The sequence below is a fragment of the Kitasatospora sp. NPDC043950 genome, from assembly GCF_056435345.1.
The window spans coordinates 84513-100970 of sequence record NZ_JBWKER010000009.1; the positions used below are offsets into that span (position 1 = coordinate 84513).

The 16458-nt window shown below is 73.5% G+C and carries 16 protein-coding genes and 1 riboswitch; of the genes, 3 read left to right on the plus strand and 13 right to left on the minus strand.

All coding sequences use genetic code 11. The features are described from left to right. Positions 1–15 precede the first annotated feature (15 nt). The 6 genes from AC07BF_RS08650 to AC07BF_RS08675 all read right to left on the minus strand — a co-directional run bounded on the left by AC07BF_RS08650 (position 16) and on the right by AC07BF_RS08675 (position 4631). Positions 16–519: a DinB family protein gene (locus AC07BF_RS08650; protein WP_363630616.1), complete on the minus strand. Its 504-nt coding sequence runs from the start codon at positions 517–519 to the stop codon at positions 16–18. 129 nt (positions 520–648) lie between these two features. After that, positions 649–1392, minus strand: a complete 744-nt coding sequence (locus AC07BF_RS08655) for a cobalt-precorrin-6A reductase (protein WP_478333106.1) — start codon at positions 1390–1392, stop codon at positions 649–651. A gap of 5 nt (positions 1393–1397) precedes the next feature. Further along, the gene (gene cobM, locus AC07BF_RS08660) at positions 1398–2159 is read right to left on the minus strand and encodes a precorrin-4 C(11)-methyltransferase (protein ID WP_478333107.1); all 762 of its coding nucleotides are present in this window, start codon (positions 2157–2159) and stop codon (positions 1398–1400) included. After that, complete coding sequence (cbiE, locus tag AC07BF_RS08665; RefSeq protein WP_478333108.1) at positions 2156–3394, minus strand: precorrin-6y C5,15-methyltransferase (decarboxylating) subunit CbiE; 1239 nt, start codon at positions 3392–3394, stop codon at positions 2156–2158. Before cbiE ends, cobM begins: the two co-directional genes overlap by 4 nt. A 103-nt stretch (positions 3395–3497) precedes the next feature. Further along, a complete protein-coding gene (locus AC07BF_RS08670; RefSeq protein WP_063350078.1) occupies positions 3498–3917 on the minus strand; it encodes a gamma-glutamylcyclotransferase family protein in 420 nt (139 codons plus the stop codon). Positions 3918–4037: 120 nt separating this feature from the next. Next, positions 4038–4631, minus strand: a complete 594-nt coding sequence (locus AC07BF_RS08675; protein ID WP_363585851.1) for a dihydrofolate reductase family protein — start codon at positions 4629–4631, stop codon at positions 4038–4040. 149 nt (positions 4632–4780) lie between these two features. Here AC07BF_RS08675 and AC07BF_RS08680 point away from each other — a divergent pair, with 149 nt between their 5' ends. After that, a complete protein-coding gene (locus AC07BF_RS08680; RefSeq protein ID WP_363585852.1) occupies positions 4781–5356 on the plus strand; it encodes a TetR/AcrR family transcriptional regulator in 576 nt (191 codons plus the stop codon). 82 nt (positions 5357–5438) lie between these two features. On the opposite strand, the gene AC07BF_RS08685 is transcribed toward AC07BF_RS08680, so the two are convergent. Beyond that, positions 5439–6002, minus strand: coding sequence for an EF-hand domain-containing protein (locus AC07BF_RS08685; protein ID WP_363585853.1), 564 nt, complete (start codon positions 6000–6002; stop codon positions 5439–5441). A gap of 118 nt (positions 6003–6120) precedes the next feature. Further along, a complete protein-coding gene (locus AC07BF_RS08690) occupies positions 6121–6552 on the minus strand; it encodes a cytidine deaminase family protein (RefSeq protein ID WP_363585854.1) in 432 nt (143 codons plus the stop codon). 41 nt (positions 6553–6593) lie between these two features. On the opposite strand from AC07BF_RS08690, the gene AC07BF_RS08695 reads away from it, so the two are divergent. Next, positions 6594–6860: a hypothetical protein gene (locus tag AC07BF_RS08695; RefSeq protein ID WP_363585855.1), complete on the plus strand. Its 267-nt coding sequence runs from the start codon at positions 6594–6596 to the stop codon at positions 6858–6860. On the opposite strand, the gene AC07BF_RS08700 is transcribed toward AC07BF_RS08695, so the two are convergent. The 4 genes from AC07BF_RS08700 to AC07BF_RS08715 form a co-directional block, all read right to left on the minus strand. Further along, the gene (locus AC07BF_RS08700) at positions 6857–8497 is read right to left on the minus strand and encodes an ABC transporter ATP-binding protein (RefSeq protein ID WP_363585856.1); all 1641 of its coding nucleotides are present in this window, start codon (positions 8495–8497) and stop codon (positions 6857–6859) included. The two genes, AC07BF_RS08695 and AC07BF_RS08700, sit on opposite strands and share 4 nt — an antisense overlap. Before the next feature lie 106 nt (positions 8498–8603). Further along, on the minus strand, positions 8604–9596 hold the full coding sequence (locus AC07BF_RS08705; RefSeq protein ID WP_063350084.1) for an ABC transporter permease: 993 nt from the start codon (positions 9594–9596) through the stop codon (positions 8604–8606). Positions 9597–9719: 123 nt separating this feature from the next. Further along, positions 9720–11471, minus strand: a complete 1752-nt coding sequence (locus tag AC07BF_RS08710) for an ABC transporter substrate-binding protein (RefSeq protein WP_478333109.1) — start codon at positions 11469–11471, stop codon at positions 9720–9722. Positions 11472–11546: 75 nt separating this feature from the next. Further along, the gene (locus tag AC07BF_RS08715) at positions 11547–12509 is read right to left on the minus strand and encodes an ABC transporter permease (protein ID WP_478333110.1); all 963 of its coding nucleotides are present in this window, start codon (positions 12507–12509) and stop codon (positions 11547–11549) included. A gap of 305 nt (positions 12510–12814) precedes the next feature. Continuing rightward, a riboswitch (ZMP/ZTP riboswitch) is annotated at positions 12815–12910 on the plus strand. A gap of 29 nt (positions 12911–12939) precedes the next feature. Here AC07BF_RS08715 and AC07BF_RS08720 point away from each other — a divergent pair. Next, positions 12940–14430, plus strand: coding sequence for a glycine hydroxymethyltransferase (locus AC07BF_RS08720; RefSeq protein WP_478333111.1), 1491 nt, complete (start codon positions 12940–12942; stop codon positions 14428–14430). A 106-nt stretch (positions 14431–14536) separates the two neighbouring features. On the opposite strand, the gene AC07BF_RS08725 is transcribed toward AC07BF_RS08720, so the two are convergent. Then, complete coding sequence (locus AC07BF_RS08725) at positions 14537–15967, minus strand: aldehyde dehydrogenase family protein (protein WP_363585860.1); 1431 nt, start codon at positions 15965–15967, stop codon at positions 14537–14539. Positions 15968–16458 lie beyond the last annotated feature (491 nt).

Sequence of the window (16458 nt, forward strand, 5' to 3'; positions counted from 1 at the left end):
GGTCGGCCGTTTCGGTTACTCGCCGGTGGTGCCGTCGAGGTGTTCGCGCAGGAGGTCGGCGTGGCCGTTGTGGCGGGCGTACTCCTCGATCATGTGGGTGAGGATCCAGCGCAGCGAGAAGACCTCCTCGCCGTAGTGCCCCAGAACGTCCAACGACTCGGTGGCCGCGACGAGTTGCCGGGCGTGGTCGCACTCGCGGCGCCAGACCGCGAAGGCCTCGTCCGGGTCGGCGGTGTCGGCGTCGAACTCGGCGAAGGAGCCGTCGGGGTTCTTCCAGAAGCCGGGCCGGGCCTCGTCGTTGAGGACGTTGCGGAACCAGCTGCGCTCCACCTCGGCGAGGTGGCGGACCAGCCCGAGCAGGGAGAGGCCGGAGGGTTCGAGGGCCCGGATGCGGAGCTGTTCGGGGGTGAGGTCGGCGCACTTCAACGCGAGCGTGTCGCGCTGGTAGTCCAGGAAGCTGGCCAGGGTGGCCCGTTCGTCGGCCGTGCGCAGGGTCGTGGTGCGGTGATCGTCTGCCATCGGCCCATCCTGCCGGTGCGGCGCCGAAACCCGCCCGGTAATTTCTCGCGGCCCGGTCGGCCCGGTCGGCCCGGTCGGCCCGGTCGGTCCGCCCGGGCCCGGTCGGTTCGGCCGACCCGACCCGCCGTTCTAGCGCAGGTGCTGCAACCACCGCACCGCGCCCGGTACGTCCGGGGCCACCGGTACGCCGTCCGGGACCGGCGGACGCCGCACGATGACCACGGGCAGGTGGAGTTCGCGTGCGGCGGTGAGTTTGGGTGCGGTCGCGGCGCCGCCGCTGTCCTTGGTGACCACGACGTCGATGCGGTGCTCGCGCAGGAGTGCCCGTTCGCCGTCGAGCGTGAACGGCCCCCGGTCCAGCAGGACTTCGAAGGACGGTGGCAACGGGGGCTCGGGCGGGTCGACTGACCGGGCGAGGAAGTGGACCCCGTCGAGGTGGGCGAAGGTGGCGATGCCCTGTCGCCCGGTGGTGAGGAAGACCCGTCGCCCGAGGCCGGGCAGGAGTTCGGCCGCGGCGGCGAGCGAGGGGACGGGGAGCCAGCGGTCCCCGGCGACCGGTGCGAAGCCGGGGCGGCGTAGCACCAGCAGCGGTACGCCGGTGGCCGCCGCCGCGAGGGCCGCGTTGCGGGACATCCCGGCGGCGAACGGGTGGGTGGCGTCGACGACCGCGTCGACCCGTTCGCCGCGCAGCCAGTCGGCCAGCCCCTCGGGGCCGCCGAAGCCGCCGATCCTCACCTCTCCGGCGGGCAGCCGGGGTTGGGCGACCCGGCCGGCCAGCGAACTGGTGACCCGCAGGGACGGCAGCTCGGCGAGTGCGGCGGCCAGCGCCCGCCCCTCCGTCGTCCCGCCGAGGATCAGGACGTGCCGGGTCATGGGGTTCACGCCCCGCAGGGCTCGTGCGGGCGTTCGCGCTCCGCCGAGTAGAGGTGGCTGTCGCGGAACTGTTCGGCGGCCAGCGTCCGTCCGACCAGGATGACGGCGGTGCGCACCACGCCCGAGGCCTTGACCTGCCCGGCGATGTCGGCGAGGGTGCCGCGCAGCACCAGCTCGTCCGGCCGGCTGGCCATCGCGACGACGGCGGCCGGGCAGTCGGCGCCGTAGTGCGGGAGCAGTTGCTCGACGACGTCGTCCACGTATCCGGCGGCCAGGTGCAGTACCAGCAGGGCGCCGCTGCGGCCGAGGGTGGCCAGGTCCTCGCCCTCGGGCATCGGGGTGGCGCGCTTGGCGATCCGGGTGAGGATGATGGTCTGGCCGACGGTCGGGACGGTCAGCTCCCGCTTGAGCGCGGCCGCTGCGGCGGCGAAGGCGGGCACGCCGGGGACGATCTCGTACGGCACGCCGGCCGCGTCGAGGCGGCGCATCTGCTCGGCGACGGCGGAGAAGACGGACGGGTCGCCGGAGTGCAGCCGGGCCACGTCCTGTCCGGCTTGGTGCGCGCGGACCAGCTCGGCGATGATCTGGTCCAGGTTGAGCTGCGCGGTGTCGACGAGGCGGGCGCCGGGCGGGCATTCGTCGAGCAGTTCGCGCGGCACCAGGCTGCCGGCGTAGAGGCAGACCTCGGCGCGGGCCAGGAGGCGCTGGCCGCGCAGGGTGATCAGGTCGGCGGCGCCGGGGCCGGCTCCGATGAAGTGGACGGTCACGACGCGTTCTCCTGAGGGGTGTTGGGCTTGACGGCGGACCACTGGGTGACCGGCATGGCCTGCCGCCACCCGGTGAAGCCGCCCACCGGGACGGCGTGCGCGACGGCGAGCTTGACGAGCTCCCCGCCGTGGCGCCGGTACCACTCGGTGAGCAGCGCCTCGGATTCCAGCGTCACGGTGTTGGCGACCAGCCGGCCGCCCGGCCGCAGGGCGGCCCAGCAACTGTCCAGCAGACCGGTCGCGGTGAGGCCGCCGCCGATGAACACCGCGTCGGGGGTGGGGAGTTCGGCGAGCGCGGCGGGGGCCGGACCGGTCACCACGCGCAGTCGTGGCACGCCCAGGGCGGCGGCGTTGCGGGCGATCCGCTCGGCCCGCACCGGGTCGCGTTCGATGCTGACGGCCCGGCAGTCGCGGTGCGCGCGCAGCCACTCGACGGCGATCGAGCCGGAGCCGCCGCCGACGTCCCAGAGCAGTTCGCCGGGGGAGGGGGCGAGGGCGGCGAGGGTGGCGGCGCGCACGTGCCGTTTGGTGAGCTGGCCGTCGCTCTCGTAGGCGGCGTCGGGCAGGCCGGGGACGAGCGAGCTGCGGGGGCCGTCGCCGAGGTCGACCGCGATGACGTTCAGGGGGTCGCCGGGCGGGTGCGGCCAGCCGTCGGCGGTGCCGTCGAGCTGTCGTTCGGTCGGGCCGCCGAGCTGTTCGAGCACGCGCAGGCGGGCGGCGCCGTAGCCGCGCGCGGTGAGCAGCGCGGCGACGGCGGCCGGGGTCGTGGCGTCGGCGCTCAGCACGAGCAGGCGGCGGCCGGGGTTCAGGGCCAGGGCGAGGGTGTCCAGCGGGCGGCCGACCAGGCTGACCACCTCGGTGGACTCCAGCGGCCAGCCGAGTCGGGCGCAGGCGTGGGAGACGGAGGAGGGGTGCGGCAGGACGCGCAGTCGCCCGGCGCCGACCGTCTCGGCGAGGGTGCGGCCGATGCCGTGGAACATCGGGTCGCCGCTGGCCAGGACGGCGACCCGGCGGTCCGCGTGCGCGGCGAACAGTTCGGGGACGGCCGGGCGCAGGGGGGACGGCCACGGGACGCGCTCGGCGGCGACCTCGTCGTGGGGGAGGAGGTTCAGCTGCCGGGGGCCGCCGACGACCACCTCGGCTGCCCGCAGGGCGGCGCGGCCGATGGTGGAGAGGCCGGGCCAGCCGTCGGCCCCGATCCCGACGACGGTGATCGGGGGTGGCAGCTCGGGCACCGGGTGGCTCCTTGTCGTTCGGCGGGCGCCGTGAGTAGAGAGAACAACTGTCGGGGCAGCCTACCTGGCGGTATCCGGCCGGTCGTCTCCCGCCCGTCCCCCGCTACCGGTCCGCCCAGTCCCCCGAGTCGATCACCGCGGGCCGCTCCCGCAGCCGGCTCTCGACGACGGGCCCGGCGAAGTACACCCAGGCCTCCCGCACCTCGCCCGCCGCCGTCCGCACCGGCAGCCGCCGCCGTACGTACAGGCCGGTCCCGTCCGCCCGGCAGTCCTCCAGCCGGTCCAGCGCCGCGAGCGCTCCGGCGTACGCGCCGGGCCGTACGGTGATCAGCTCGCCCACGATCCGGCGCCCGGGCGTCGCGTCCGGCACCGCGTACGGGTACCCGGGGCCGTCGTGCAGCGTGGCGCCGTCCAGCACGGCCGGGCGGATGTCGGCGCAGCGTCCGGCCAGGTGGGCGGCGTGGTTGCGGCCGCCGCTGCGCAGGGTGCCGTAGACGAAGAACGGCAGGGCCTCCTCGGACACGGGTTCGACCTCTCGGCTTGGGGAGCGCCCACGGTACGTCCTCGTGCCCGCGCCGCGATAGCGCCTCTCGCCCCGTGTGTCCCGTGCCCCGCGCCCCGCGCGTCCGCCCCGTGGTGGGCGTCAGGCGGCGTCCGGGGTGGTCCGCGCGTAGGTGAGGACGACGTTGCCGTGCTCGAAGACGCGGCTGTCGGTGAGCGTGAAGGCGCGGGGCTCGAACTCCGCGCGGAACAGCGGGATGCCCGACCCAGCCACCACCGGGTACTGCTTGATGATCAACTCGTCGATCTCGGGCAGCAGCTGGCCGGCCAGGTCGGCGCCGCCGCAGAGCCAGATGTCGAGCCCGTCCTGCTGCTTCAGCCTGCGGACCAGGGCCACCGGATCCTCCGCGGTGACCTCCACCGCCGGGTCCGGGCCGGCACCGAGGGTGCGGGAGACCACGATCTGCCGCAGGTGGGCGTAGGGGCTCGTGAGGCCCACGGCCAGCCCCGGTGCGTAGGTGCCGCGGCCCATGACGACGGTGTCGAAGCGCTTGTTGGGCGCCTCCGCGATGCCGAACGCCGCGCGGCCGGGGGTGGGGATGGTCTCCGGGTACTCGGCGAAGAGCGCCGAGGTGTAGTCCTCGGTGAGGAACGGCGCGAAGAAGTCGAAGCTGTCGTCCGGGCCGGCGATGAAGCCGTCGATGGTGGTGCCGATGAAGTAGCTGAGCTTGCGCATGCAGGTCCTCTGGAGTCGGGAAGCGGCGCGGACCGCGCGGCCTGTCGCCTAACCACTCCGACTATAGTACTCCAGCCATAGTGGTTGCCGGGATGTTTTCAGGCCCGGGCGCCCCGGTCCCCGAAAACCCCGCGAGAGAGAATCGGCCCATGGTCCAGAACCCCGCCCGCCGCACCGCCCTCGCCGACGCCGCCATCGAGGTCCTCGCCCGCGACGGCGCCCGCGGCCTCACCTTCCGCGCGGTCGACGTGCAGGCCGGCGTCCCCAACGGCACGGCCTCCAACTACTTCGCCAACCGCGACCACCTGCTCCACCAGACCGCCCGGCACATCCACCACCGGCTCACCCCGGACCCGGCCGTCATCGCCGACCTGCTGCGGGCCCCGCGTGACCGCGCCCTGGTCACCGCCCTGATGCACGACCTGATCCGCCGCATCTCCGCCGACCGGGCCGGCTACCTCGCGATGCTCGAACTGCGCCTGGAGGCCACCCGCCGCCCCGGCCTGCGGGCCCAGCTCACCGGCACCATCCGCGAGCAGCTGGAGGCCAACGTCGCCTACCACCTCGACGGAGGACTGCCCGGCGACCGCGAGACCGTCCTCGTCCTCTACCTCGCGATGACCGGCCTGATCGTCGAACACCTCACCCTGCCCGAGGTGTTGGGCACCGACACCCTGCCCGCCCTGATCGAGACCATCGTCGAGCGCATCGTCCCCGCCACCTGACCACCCGGCGGGCACGGCGAGTTGGGCGGGCCGCCGGCCTCGCGTTCCGGCGGGCGAGGGGGCGGCTCTGCCGGAGGGGGTGTCAGAGGGTGTGCGGGGGCTTGCCCGTCCACCAGTTGCCGGGGGCGTCGGGGTCGCGGCTGGTCCAGAACTCGATGATCGCGCTGGTGAACTCGGCTGCGGAGAGGGTGCCGTCGCCGTCGCGGTCGAGGTGGCGGAAGGCCTCGTCGGCGTCGTCGCGGGAGAGGCCGGCGAAGTGGCCGCGCTGGAAGACGAAGAACTCGCCGGCGTCGACCGTTCCGCTGCGGTCGGTGTCGGCGACGGCGAGGAAGGCGTCGGCGAGTGCGCCGAAGCTGGTCCGCGCGGCCTCGGGGTCATCGGAGAGGGCGCCGGTCGAGCGGACGAACTGTTCGCGGGTGATCGCCTCGGTGCCGGCGGGCAGGTGGGCGAGGTGCAGGTCGTGCCAGACCGTCAGGTACGCGCGGACGATGACGGCCTCGGCCTCCGAGCCCTCCTGGTGGCCGAGCGAGCGGGCGACGGCGATGCCCATGAGGGCGTGGTCCCGTTCGGTGAGGAGCCCGTCGCCGTCGGCGTCGAGGTGGTCGAACCCGTGGTTGATCTTTGCTGTGAGCAGGTCGTCCGACAATGTGCCCCCTCGGTTGGCGATCACTACGACACGTCGCCAGCACGCTAGTGCCTGGAGTCGCGCTCGCGCAGCCGAACGACGGGCGAACGGCCACTCGGGCGACTCGAAGGCAGGGCCGCTAGCCGTCCTGGTGCTCGGCCCAGACGTACGCCTCGGGGAGCAGGTCGAGGATGGGCAGGGCGAGCAGCTCCGTTCCCCGCTTGACGATGACCTCGACCGTCGGGAAGTAGTCGAGCAGCACCTGCCGGCAGCGGCCGCACGGCGGCACGACGCCCCGGTCCTGGTCGCCGACCGCGACGACCGTGGTGAGGTCGTACGCGCCCTGGCCGGCGGCCGCGCCGATGAGGACGAGCTCCGCGCACGGGCCGCCGGTGAAGTGGTAGGCGTTCACGGCCGTGACGATCCGCCCGTCGGCGTTGCGCCCGGCGGCCGCGACGGTGTGGTTGTCGCCCCGGCAGTAGCGCCGGGCCACCGCCCGGGCGGCCTCGACGAGCTCGCGGTCGACGGCTGCGCGGTCTCCTGCGGAGTCGGGTTGATCGCTGGTGGACATATTCGCTGGGGCTCCTTGATCGCACATGACAGGCTTCGAGCATGGACCGACCGCCCCTGATCGTGCCAACGCTTTACGAGGGCCCCTTCATCCTTCGCCCCTGGCGCCTCACCGACCTCGCCGTGGTCCGGGAGGCGGGCACCGACCCGTACGTCCCGCTGGTCACGACCGTCCCGGCCGCCTCCGCCGGGTACGACGACGAGCGCCGCGACATGCGCCTCTACGCACTCCTCCCCACCGACCCCCGCGAGGCCACGGCCAGTCCCCTCACGGCCGCCGCCCCCCGCGAGGACCGGCGCCAGCGCTAGTGCACTGCGGCCAGCAGTTCCCGGGTGTACTCGGTGTGCGGCGCGCTGAACAGGCGGTCGCGGTCGGTGGACTCGACCAGCCGGCCCCGGTGCATCACGGCCACCCGGTCGCAGAAGTGCCGTACCACGGCGAGGTCGTGCGAGACGAACAGGAAGGCGACGCCGAGGCGTTCGCGCAGCTCCATCAGCAGGTTGAGCACCTGCGCCTGGACCGAGACGTCCAGGGCCGACACCGGTTCGTCCGCGATGATCAGGCGCGGCTGCGGGGCGAGGGCCCGCGCGATGCCGATCCGCTGGCGCTGTCCGCCGGAGAACTCGTGCGGGTAGCGGTCCAGGTGGGCGGCGGGCAGCCCGACCTGGTCCAGCAGTTCGGCCGAGCGCTCCCGCCGCTGCGCCGCGTCGAGTGAGGTGTGCAGGCGCAGCGGGGTGTCGAGGGTCTGGGCGACGGTGCGGCGCGGGTTGAGGGAGGCGTACGGGTCCTGGAAGACCAGCTGGATCTCCCGGCTGAGCCGGCGCCGCAGCTCCCGGCCCGGGCGGGTGACGTCCTGGCCGTCGTACAACACCGTTCCCGAGGTGGGCTGTTGGAGGCCGGCCAGGACGCGGGCGGTGGTGGACTTGCCGGAGCCGGACTCGCCGACCAGTCCGAGCGTCTCGCCGGGGGCGATCCGCAGTCCTACGCCCTCCACTGCCCGGACGGGCTCGGCGCGCAGGCTGGGGAGGCGGCGCCGTCCGGGGAAGTGGACGGCGAGGTCCGCCACCTCGACGAGCCAGCGCTCGGGGCGCCCGACAGCCCGGGGCGCGAATGCGGCGACGGGTGACGGATCGTCAACTGTCGGCAGTGGTGAGCCGGGTACGGAGTCCAGGGTGAGCGCCGCCCCGACCAGTGCGCGGGTGTACGGCTCGCGCGGCGCGGCCAGCAGCTCGGCGGTCGGCGCGGACTCGACCTGGACGCCGCCGCGCAGCACGAGCGTGCGGTCCGTCGTTCCGGCGACCACGCCGAGGTCGTGGCTGACCAGCAGCACCGCCGTGCCGTGCTCGCGCTGCAACTCGCTGAGCAGGTCGAGGACTTGCCGCTGCACTCGGGAGTCCAGGGCGGTGGTGGGCTCGTCGGCGATCAGCACCTGCGGGTCGTTCATCAGCGCCATGGCGATCATCACCCGCTGGCGCATCCCGCCGGAGAACTGGTGCGGGAAGTCACGCACCCGGGCGGCCGGGATGCCGACCCGGTCGAGCATCGCGGCGGCGCGTCGGCGGGCCTCGGCGCGACCGGCGCCGGGGTGGTGCAGCCGGTACATCTCGGCGAGTTGGGCGCCGACGCCGTGGAAGGGGCTGAGCGAGGTGAGCGCGTCCTGGAAGACCAGCGCGGCCCGGCCGCCCCGGACCGGACGCAGCGCTGACTCCGTCGCGCCCACCAGCTCCTGCCCGTCCAGCCGGATCGAGCCGGTGACGGTGGTGGTGCGCGGGTCGTGCAGGCCGAGGACGGCGAGTCCGGTGGCCGACTTGCCGGAGCCCGACTCGCCGACCAGGCCGAGGACTTCACCGGCGGCCAGGTCGAAGGAGAGCCCCTGGACGGCGGTCACGGGAGCGCCGCCGCGCGGGTCGGCGAAGGTGACGGTCAGATCGCGAACGCTCAGCACGGGCTCTGCGGCAGGCGCGGCACCAGGCCCAGGAACGGCCTCCGACACGGCTCCGGGCGCGCCCCCGGGCACGGACTCAACAGTGGACGTCATCGAACGGCTCCAGTCAGCTCAGGCGGATTCGCGGGTCGAGCCAGGCCACCACCAGGTCGGCCAGCGCGACGAACAGCACCACGAAGCAGGCGGCCAGCAGTACCGCGCCGACCACTGCGGGCAGGTCCTGCCCGGACACCGCCTGGGCGGCGAACCGCCCGACCCCGTTCAGCCCGAACACCGTCTCGGTGATGACCGCCCCGCCGAGCAGCACTCCGGCCTCCAGGCCGAGCAGTTGCACCAGCGGCCCGGCGGCGCCGCGCGAGGTGTACTTGAGGTGGGCGCGCAGCCGGCCGAGGCCCTTGCCGCGCGCGGTGCGGACGTACTCCTCGTTCATCGTCTCCAGCAGCTGGGAGCGTGAAAGCCGGGCGAACACGGCGGAGTTGACGAATCCGAGGACGAGCCAGGGGAGCAGCAGCCCGCCCGCCCAGGCCGCGAGGTCCTCGGTCGGCGGGGTGTAGGAGGGCAGTGGCAGCAGGCCGGTGGAGTAGACCAGTGCCCACTGGGCGACGTATCCGAGGAAGTAGATCTGCACGCTGGCGCCGACGAGGGTGAAGCCGGAGAGCAGCCGGTCGGTGCGGCCGCCGTGCCGTAGCGCGGAGACGAACCCGGTGCCGAGGCCGAGCACCAGCAGGACGGCGAGGGCGCCGGCGGTGAGCGAGAACGTGACCGGCAGGTGGTCGGCCAGGGCCTCGGTGACGGGCTGGTGCAGCCGGTAGGAGTAGCCGAGGCAGGGCGCGTCGCAGTGGATGACCGAGCCGTCCACGTCGCTGATGTCGCGCCCGGCGACGACCCCGGTGAGGTAGTCGGTGTACTGGGTGAGCAGCGGCTGGTCCAGGCCCATGCTCTGGCGCACCGCCGCGACTTGGCCGCTGTCGCAGCGCGGGCCGCAGGCGGCGCGGGCCGGGTCGGCGGGCGCGGCGTAGAAGAGGGCGAAGGCGGCGGCGGAGACCGCGACCAGGACGGCGAGGGCCTGGAGGGTCCGCCGCAGGGCGAAGGAGAGCATGGCCGGTCCGGGGTCGACGGGACGGGGAGGCGTACGCGGGGCAGGACTACGTGGAGTGCACGGGGAGTGCGGGAGTTCAGGGGCCCGCCCCCGCACCGACCGGCGCGGGGGCGGGTGCGGCGGTCAGGACTTCAGGTACAGCCACGCCAGGCTGACCGTGCCGTAGATGGGGTGGATGAACGCCCCGCCGACGTTGGAGCCGCGCACCTGGTTGACGTTCGCGTAGACGAACGGCAGCACCGGGACGTCCTGCATCACGGTCTTCTCCAGCGCGTACAGCTCCTTGGCCTTGGCGCGCGGCTCGCCGATCTGGTTGATCCGGTCGATCTCCTTGTCCACCGCCGGGTTGCGGTAGCGCGCGGAGTTGAGGTCGCTGCCGGCGCGGCCGTCGAAGGAGAACGGGATCAGCGTGGACGGGGTCGGCCAGTCGACGGAGGAGGTCTCCTCGAACAGGTCGTACGGGGAGTCGGCGCGGTGCACCTCGTCCAGGAACGCCTTGGGGTCGATCGGCTTGGGCACGATGGTGATGCCCGACTTGGCGAAGCCGTCCACCAGCACCTGCGCGGTGCGCTGCCCGTCCGGGGTGTTCTTGTACCCGTAGGTCAGGCTCGTCGGCGCCTGCTTGGCCTTGGCGAGCGCGGCCTTGGCGGCCTCCGGGTCGCCTTCGGGCTTGACCGGGTGGAGGTCGTACTTCTCCCAGTCGATCAGCGCCGGCGAGCTGAGCGTGGTGGCGAGTTCGCCGATCCGGGAGCCGCCCTGGACCTGGCGGGCCTGCTGGCGGGGGTAGCCGAGGTGCAGGGCCTTGCGGACCTCGACGTCCGGCACCCGCTCGTTGTTGATCACCAGCTGGGTGACGAAGGCGCCCTGGCGCCCGGAGACGACCAGGTCCTTGGCCTTCGGGTCGGTGTCGGCGGTCTGGTACAGCTCGGGGGAGAGCACGTCGGAGGCGGTGGTGGCGCTGGCGCCGCCGTCGCGCCCGGACAGGATCTCCTGGTTGATGTTGAGCGCCTCCTTGCCGAACGTGAAGACGAACTTGTCCGGGTACTGGCTGCGGATCGGGTCGGTCTCGGCCTTCCAGGCGGGGTTGCGCTCCAGCACCATGCGGGTGTTCTGGACGTGCTCGACGATCCGGTAGGGGCCGGTGGCGAACGGCTGCCGGTCGTAGTCCGTCCCGGTGTCCTTGTCCCGGCGCACCGGCGAGGACGAGGACTGCGCGGCCATGTACGGGACGTCGGCCTCCGGCTGCGGGAAGTGGAAGACGATGGTGTGCTCGTCGGGCGTCTCGATCGCGGCCAGGTCGCCGTCCTGCGGGCCGGCGTACTTGGCGCGCGCCGCCTCGTAGCTGGCCTCACCGGTGAGCCACTGCGGCCAGTACGGCGGGCCGACCTCGTAGCCCTTGCCGAAGCTGCGCTCGATGCCGTACTTGACGTCCTGGGCGGTGATCGGCTTGCCGTCCTCCCAGGCCACGCCGTCCTTGAGCTTGTACGTCCAGGTGCGCCCGCCGTCGCCGGAGGTGCCGGTGTCGGTCGCCAGGTCGCCGACCAGCTTGGCCTTGCCGTCGACGACCTGGTACTGCGTCAGCTGGCGGCCCCAGAGCAGCGAGGCGTTGTACGTCGCGCCCGCGTAGACCTTCTGCGGGTCGAGGTGGCGGAACTCGACGCTGTTGTACACGTTCACGATGCCGCCCACGCGGGCGCCGGCAACGGCGGGGGCCGGTCCGGCGCTCTCCTTCTCGCCGCCGAGCGCGGCGGTCAGCGGGGACGTCTCCTTGGCGGCCGCCCCGGCGGGCGCCGGGCCGGTGCCCGCGCCGGCCGAGCAGGCGGTCGCCAGCAGGGCGGTGGCGACGACGGCGAGGGACGGTCTGGTCCAGCGCATGGCGAATCTCTCCTTGCCCCGGGAGCCGGGGCGGGTCGGGGCGGGCTTGGGGTGATGGACGGAGAAGGGCGGGGCTCAGCGGGCGGCGCGCGGGTCCAGCGCGTCCCGGACGGCGTCGCCGAGCAGGTTGAAGGCGAGCACGAAGAGCAGCAGGGCGACACCGGGGAAGACCATGTAGGTCGGATCGGCCTGGAAGACCTCGGAGCCGCGGGAGATCATCCGCCCCCAGTCCGGGATCGGCTCCGTGATGCCGACGCCGAGGAAGGACAGCACCGCTTCGGAGGCGACGAAGGTCGGCACCGCCATGGTGGCGTGCACCAGCAGCTGCGAGCGGACGTTCGGCAGCAGTTCGTGGACGACGACATGGAATCGGCCGGCGCCCTGGGCCCGGGCGGACTGCACGAAATCCCTTTCCCGGAGCGACCGCACGGTGGCCCGCAGGGAAAGCGCGAGCGGAATCCAGCCGAACGCGGAGAAGACCAGGATCAGCACCAGGAACTGCATCCACTCCGGTTCCGCGGTGCCCGGATCGACCAGTCGGGACTGGATGACGGGGCTCAGCGCGAGGAGCAGGAGCAGGGTCGGAAAGGCCAGCAGCACGTTGGCCAGGAAGCCGAACAGCCGGTCGGCGATCCCGCCGAGGTAGCCGACCGCGACCCCGGCCAGCACGCCGAGCGTGGTGGTCACGGCGGCGGAGGCGAAGGCGATCAGCAGCGAGGTGCGGATGCCGTAGAGCAACTGGGTCAGGACGTCCCGGCCGAGCCCCGGCTCCAGGCCGAACCAGAAGTCGCCCGAGATGCCGCCGTTCGGCAGGACGGGCAGGCCGCTGTCGCTGAGCAGGCCGGGGGAGTTCTGGCCGTAGTGCTCGACCGGGTTCTTCCCGTACAGGGCGGCGATCAGCGGGGCGGCGAGGGCGAGCAGCAGGAAGAGCAGGACGACGGCGAGGGCGGCGGCGCCGACCCGGTCGCGCAGGAGCCGGCCGAGCAGCCTCGGCGCGGGTGCGGGGACGGAGCCCGCTGCTGTTTCGACCACGGCCATGAGAGGCGTACTCCCCGAATTCTCCGTCGCCCTGTGGGTGAGGGTGCGCTGGTGTGCATTTCCGAACCGGCCCCCGGGGGTTTCCCGTCGGCCGTTCGAGCGCCATCAGACCGGATGCGCGGGGAGGTCCGCAAATCACCTCCGGCGGTTTTTCCCGGCATTGTTTCGGCGCGTATTGCGGCTTCATTCGGCGTCATTGCGCCGCAATACCGGCGTTGCGGAAGAACGGACATCGAGGGGCGAAACGGGCGTGCCGTCCCGAATCCTGAGATCTCCGCCACATCCCCCCGGGCATTGGTACGATCCCGGGGAGCCGCGACTGGCGCGCACGGATGGAACCGACCATCGGGAAGCGGCTCCGTGCACCCGCACGACAGTTGCCGAGCGCCTGGGCCGTCCGTACTCGTCCGTGCACCACGAGGAGACCGCCTTGGCCACCCCGCACACCCCTCATGCCGTTGAGGCCGCTCAGGCCCCGCACACCGCCGCCGGCGAGGCCGCCGACACCGCCTTCCGCAGCGCCCTCGACGTGGTCGCCGGCGTGGAGCCGCGGATCGCCGCCGCCATCGGCCGGGAGCTGGAGGACCAGCGCGCCTCGCTCAAGCTGATCGCCAGCGAGAACTACGCCTCCCCGGCCGTGCTGCTCGCCATGGGCAACTGGCTCAGCGACAAGTACGCCGAGGGCACCGCGGGCCGGCGCTTCTACGCGGGCTGCCGCAACGTCGACACCGTCGAGACCATCGCCGCCGAGCACGCCCGCGCCCTGTTCGGCGCCGACCACGCCTACGTCCAGCCGCACTCCGGCATCGACGCCAACCTCACGGCCTTCTGGGCCGTCCTCTCCCGGCGGGTGGAGAGCCCGGCGCTGGAGCGGGCCAAGGTCCGGGGCGTCAACGACCTCACCGAGCAGGACTGGGCGCAGCTGCGCCAGTCGCTCGGCAACCAGCGGATGCTCGGCATGTCCCTGGACGCCGGGGGCCACCTCACCCACGGCTTCCGACCCAACATCTCGGGCAAGATGTTCGACCAGCGCAGCTACGGCACCGACCCGGCCACCGGCCTGATCGACTACGACGCGCTGCGCGAGACCGCCCGGGAGTTCCGCCCGCTGATCCTGGTCGCCGGCTACTCCGCCTACCCTCGACTGGTCGACTTCCGGCGGATGCGTGAGATCGCGGACGAGGTCGGCGCGACCCTCATGGTCGACATGGCGCACTTCGCCGGCCTCGTCGCGGGCAAGGTGCTGACCGGCGACCACGACCCCGTCCAGCACGCCCAGATCGTCACCACGACCACCCACAAGTCGCTGCGCGGCCCGCGCGGCGGCATGGTGCTGTGCGACACCGAACTGGCCGAACACGTCGACCGTGGCTGCCCGTTGGTGCTCGGCGGGCCGCTCTCGCACGTCATGGCCGCCAAGGCGGTCGCCTTCGCCGAGGCCCGCCGGCCCGAGTTCCGGACCTACGCCCGCGCCGTCGTGGACAACGCCCGGGCGCTCGCCGAGGGCCTGCTGCGCCGCGGCGGCCGGCTGGTCACCGGCGGCACCGACAACCACCTCGTCCTCGCCGACGTCTCCGGCTACGGCCTGACGGGTCGTCAGGCGGAGGCGGCGCTGCTGGACTCGGGCGTCGTCACCAACCGCAACTCCGTCCCGCAGGACCCGAACGGCGCCTGGTACACCTCGGGCGTGCGCCTCGGCACCCCGGCGCTCACCACCCGCGGCCTCGGCACCGCCGAGATGGACGAGATCGCCGCCCTGATCGACACCGTGCTGCGCGCCACCACCCCGACCACCACCGCGGGCGGCGCCCCCTCCAAGGCCCAGTACCGCCTCGACGACGCCGTGCGCGACGGCGCCGCCAAGCGCGCCGCCGACCTCCTCGCCCCCTTCCCCCTCTACCCGGGCGTCGACCTCACCTGACCGGCCCCGCCCGACCGGCCTCGATGCCCGAACCCCCGGGCCCGCCGCCCCACGTGCGGCGGGCCCGGAGCCGGTGCCGCGGCCGGTACCCCGCTCGGCGCCGCGGTCAGTACTGGAGCGACTTGCACTGGAGGAACTCCTCCAGGCCGTGGCGGCCCAGTTCGCGGCCGAGGCCGGAGCTCTTGTAGCCGCCGAACGGCGCGAGCGGGTTGAAGCGGCCGCCGTTGAGGTCGACCTGGCCGGTGTCGAGGCGGCGGGCGAAGGCGGCGGCGGTGTCGGTGTCCGCGGCCCAGACGCCGCCGGCCAGGCCGTACTCGGTGTCGTTGGCGAGTTCGGCGGCGTGGTCCTCGTCCCGGTAGGGGAGGACCACCAGGACGGGGCCGAACACCTCCTCCCGGGCGATCGCCATGTCCCCCGTGACGTCGGCGAGCACGGTCGGGTGGACGTAGAAGCCGGCGGGCAGGCCGGGGACGGGCTCCGCGCCGCCGACGACCAGCCGGGCGCCCGCGGCGAGCGCGCCCTCGACGTAACCGCGCACCCTGGCCAGCTGCTTGGCGTTGACCAGCGGGCCGATCCGGGTCTGCGGGTCGGTCGGATCGCCCGGGGCGTACTTGGCGGCGGCCTTCGCGGCCGTCGCGACGGCCTCCTCGTACTGGTCCTGGTGCACCAGCAGGCGGGTCCACGCGCTGCACGTCTGGCCCGAGTTGGCGAACACGTTGGCGATGTTGACGTTGACCGCCCGGGCCAGGTCCGCGCCCGGCAGCACCACGTTGGCGGACTTGCCGCCGAGTTCCAGGGCGACGCGCTTCAGGCCCCGGCCCGCCGTCTCGGCGACCTGTCGGCCGACGGCGGTGGATCCGGTGAACGAGACCATGTCCACGCCCGGATGGGCGGCGAGCGCCGCACCCGCCACCACGCCCGTGCCGGTCACCAGGTTGAACGTGCCCGCGGGGAAGCCCGCCTCGTGCACCAGCCGGGCGAACAGCCGGGCCACCAGCGGGGTGTCCTCGGCGGGCTTGAGGACCACCGGGCAGCCGGCCGCCAGGGCCGGGACGGCCTTGGCGACGATCTGGTGCAGCGGGTAGTTCCACGGCGTGATCGCCGCGACCACCCCGGCGGGCTCGGCGAGCACCACCGAGTTGCCGATCCGTTCCTCGAAGGGGTGCTCGGCGAGCAGTGTCAGGTAGGAGGTCGCCACGGTCAGCGGCGCTCCGGCGTGCACGGCGGCGGCGAAGCCGACCGGGGCGCCGAGTTCGGCGACCACGGTGGCGGTGATCTCCTCCTGGGCGGCGGCGATTCCGTCCCGCAACCGGGTCAGCAGGGCGAGCCGGTCCGCGCGGGCGGTCGTCGCCCAGCCGCGGGCCGCCCGGCGGGCCGCGGCGACCGCGGCGTCGATGTCGGCGGGCCCGCCGGCCGGCACGGTGGCGAGCACCTGCTCGGTCGCCGGGTTCAGCACCTCGATCGACCCGGCGTCATCCAGGGAGGGCCGCCAGGCGCCGTCGATGTACTGGTCGCCGTACTCCGCGTGCTGCTGCACCGAGTGTCCTCTCATCCGGTCGGCCGATTGACCAACAGCGCTAGTCAAAGGGCCAGTCAAGGCGGCCCGGTCGGCCGCGCGCAAGAGCCAATCCGGCCCGGTGGGCCGACGGGTCACCCCGGGGCGAACCGCGCGGTGTACTCGTCGGACGGCTCGGCCCCGCGCCCGCGCGCCGCTCGTCCGACCGCTCAAGGGCCTCGCACGGCCACGGCACCGGGCCGCCCCCCACCGCCTCCGCCGTCAGCTCCACCGCCCGCCGTTGGACGTCCAGTTGACGATCAGCGTGCGGCGCGACCGGTCGCGCCGTGGTCCGCCGCCGCGGGACACCGGACGAACTGTCCCGAAGGCTCCGTGTTCACCCTCCGGCAGCGAAACGACGGTCCGCGAAAATCATTGCGCGAAAAGCTCCTCACGCCCGCGGGCACCGCTGTAGATTGCAGCGAACTCAGCGGTGAGGCACTACTGTTGCCAGTGGTTCGTAGTGGTGCACA

Bases quoted from the DNA above. Each gene is read 5' to 3' on its own strand.
- AC07BF_RS08680 (WP_363585852.1), top strand. From the start codon at position 4,781: ATGGTCCAGAACCCCGCCCGCCGCACCGCCCTCGCCGACGCCGCCATC.
- AC07BF_RS08690 (WP_363585854.1), bottom strand. From the start codon at position 6,552: ATGTCCACCAGCGATCAACCCGACTCCGCAGGAGACCGCGCAGCCGTC.
- AC07BF_RS08710 (WP_478333109.1), bottom strand. From the start codon at position 11,471: ATGCGCTGGACCAGACCGTCCCTCGCCGTCGTCGCCACCGCCCTGCTG.
- AC07BF_RS08715 (WP_478333110.1), bottom strand. From the start codon at position 12,509: ATGGCCGTGGTCGAAACAGCAGCGGGCTCCGTCCCCGCACCCGCGCCG.
- AC07BF_RS08705 (WP_063350084.1), bottom strand. From the start codon at position 9,596: ATGCTCTCCTTCGCCCTGCGGCGGACCCTCCAGGCCCTCGCCGTCCTG.
- AC07BF_RS08695 (WP_363585855.1), top strand. From the start codon at position 6,594: ATGGACCGACCGCCCCTGATCGTGCCAACGCTTTACGAGGGCCCCTTC.
- AC07BF_RS08655 (WP_478333106.1), bottom strand. From the start codon at position 1,392: ATGACCCGGCACGTCCTGATCCTCGGCGGGACGACGGAGGGGCGGGCG.
- AC07BF_RS08675 (WP_363585851.1), bottom strand. From the start codon at position 4,631: ATGCGCAAGCTCAGCTACTTCATCGGCACCACCATCGACGGCTTCATC.
- AC07BF_RS08650 (WP_363630616.1), bottom strand. From the start codon at position 519: ATGGCAGACGATCACCGCACCACGACCCTGCGCACGGCCGACGAACGG.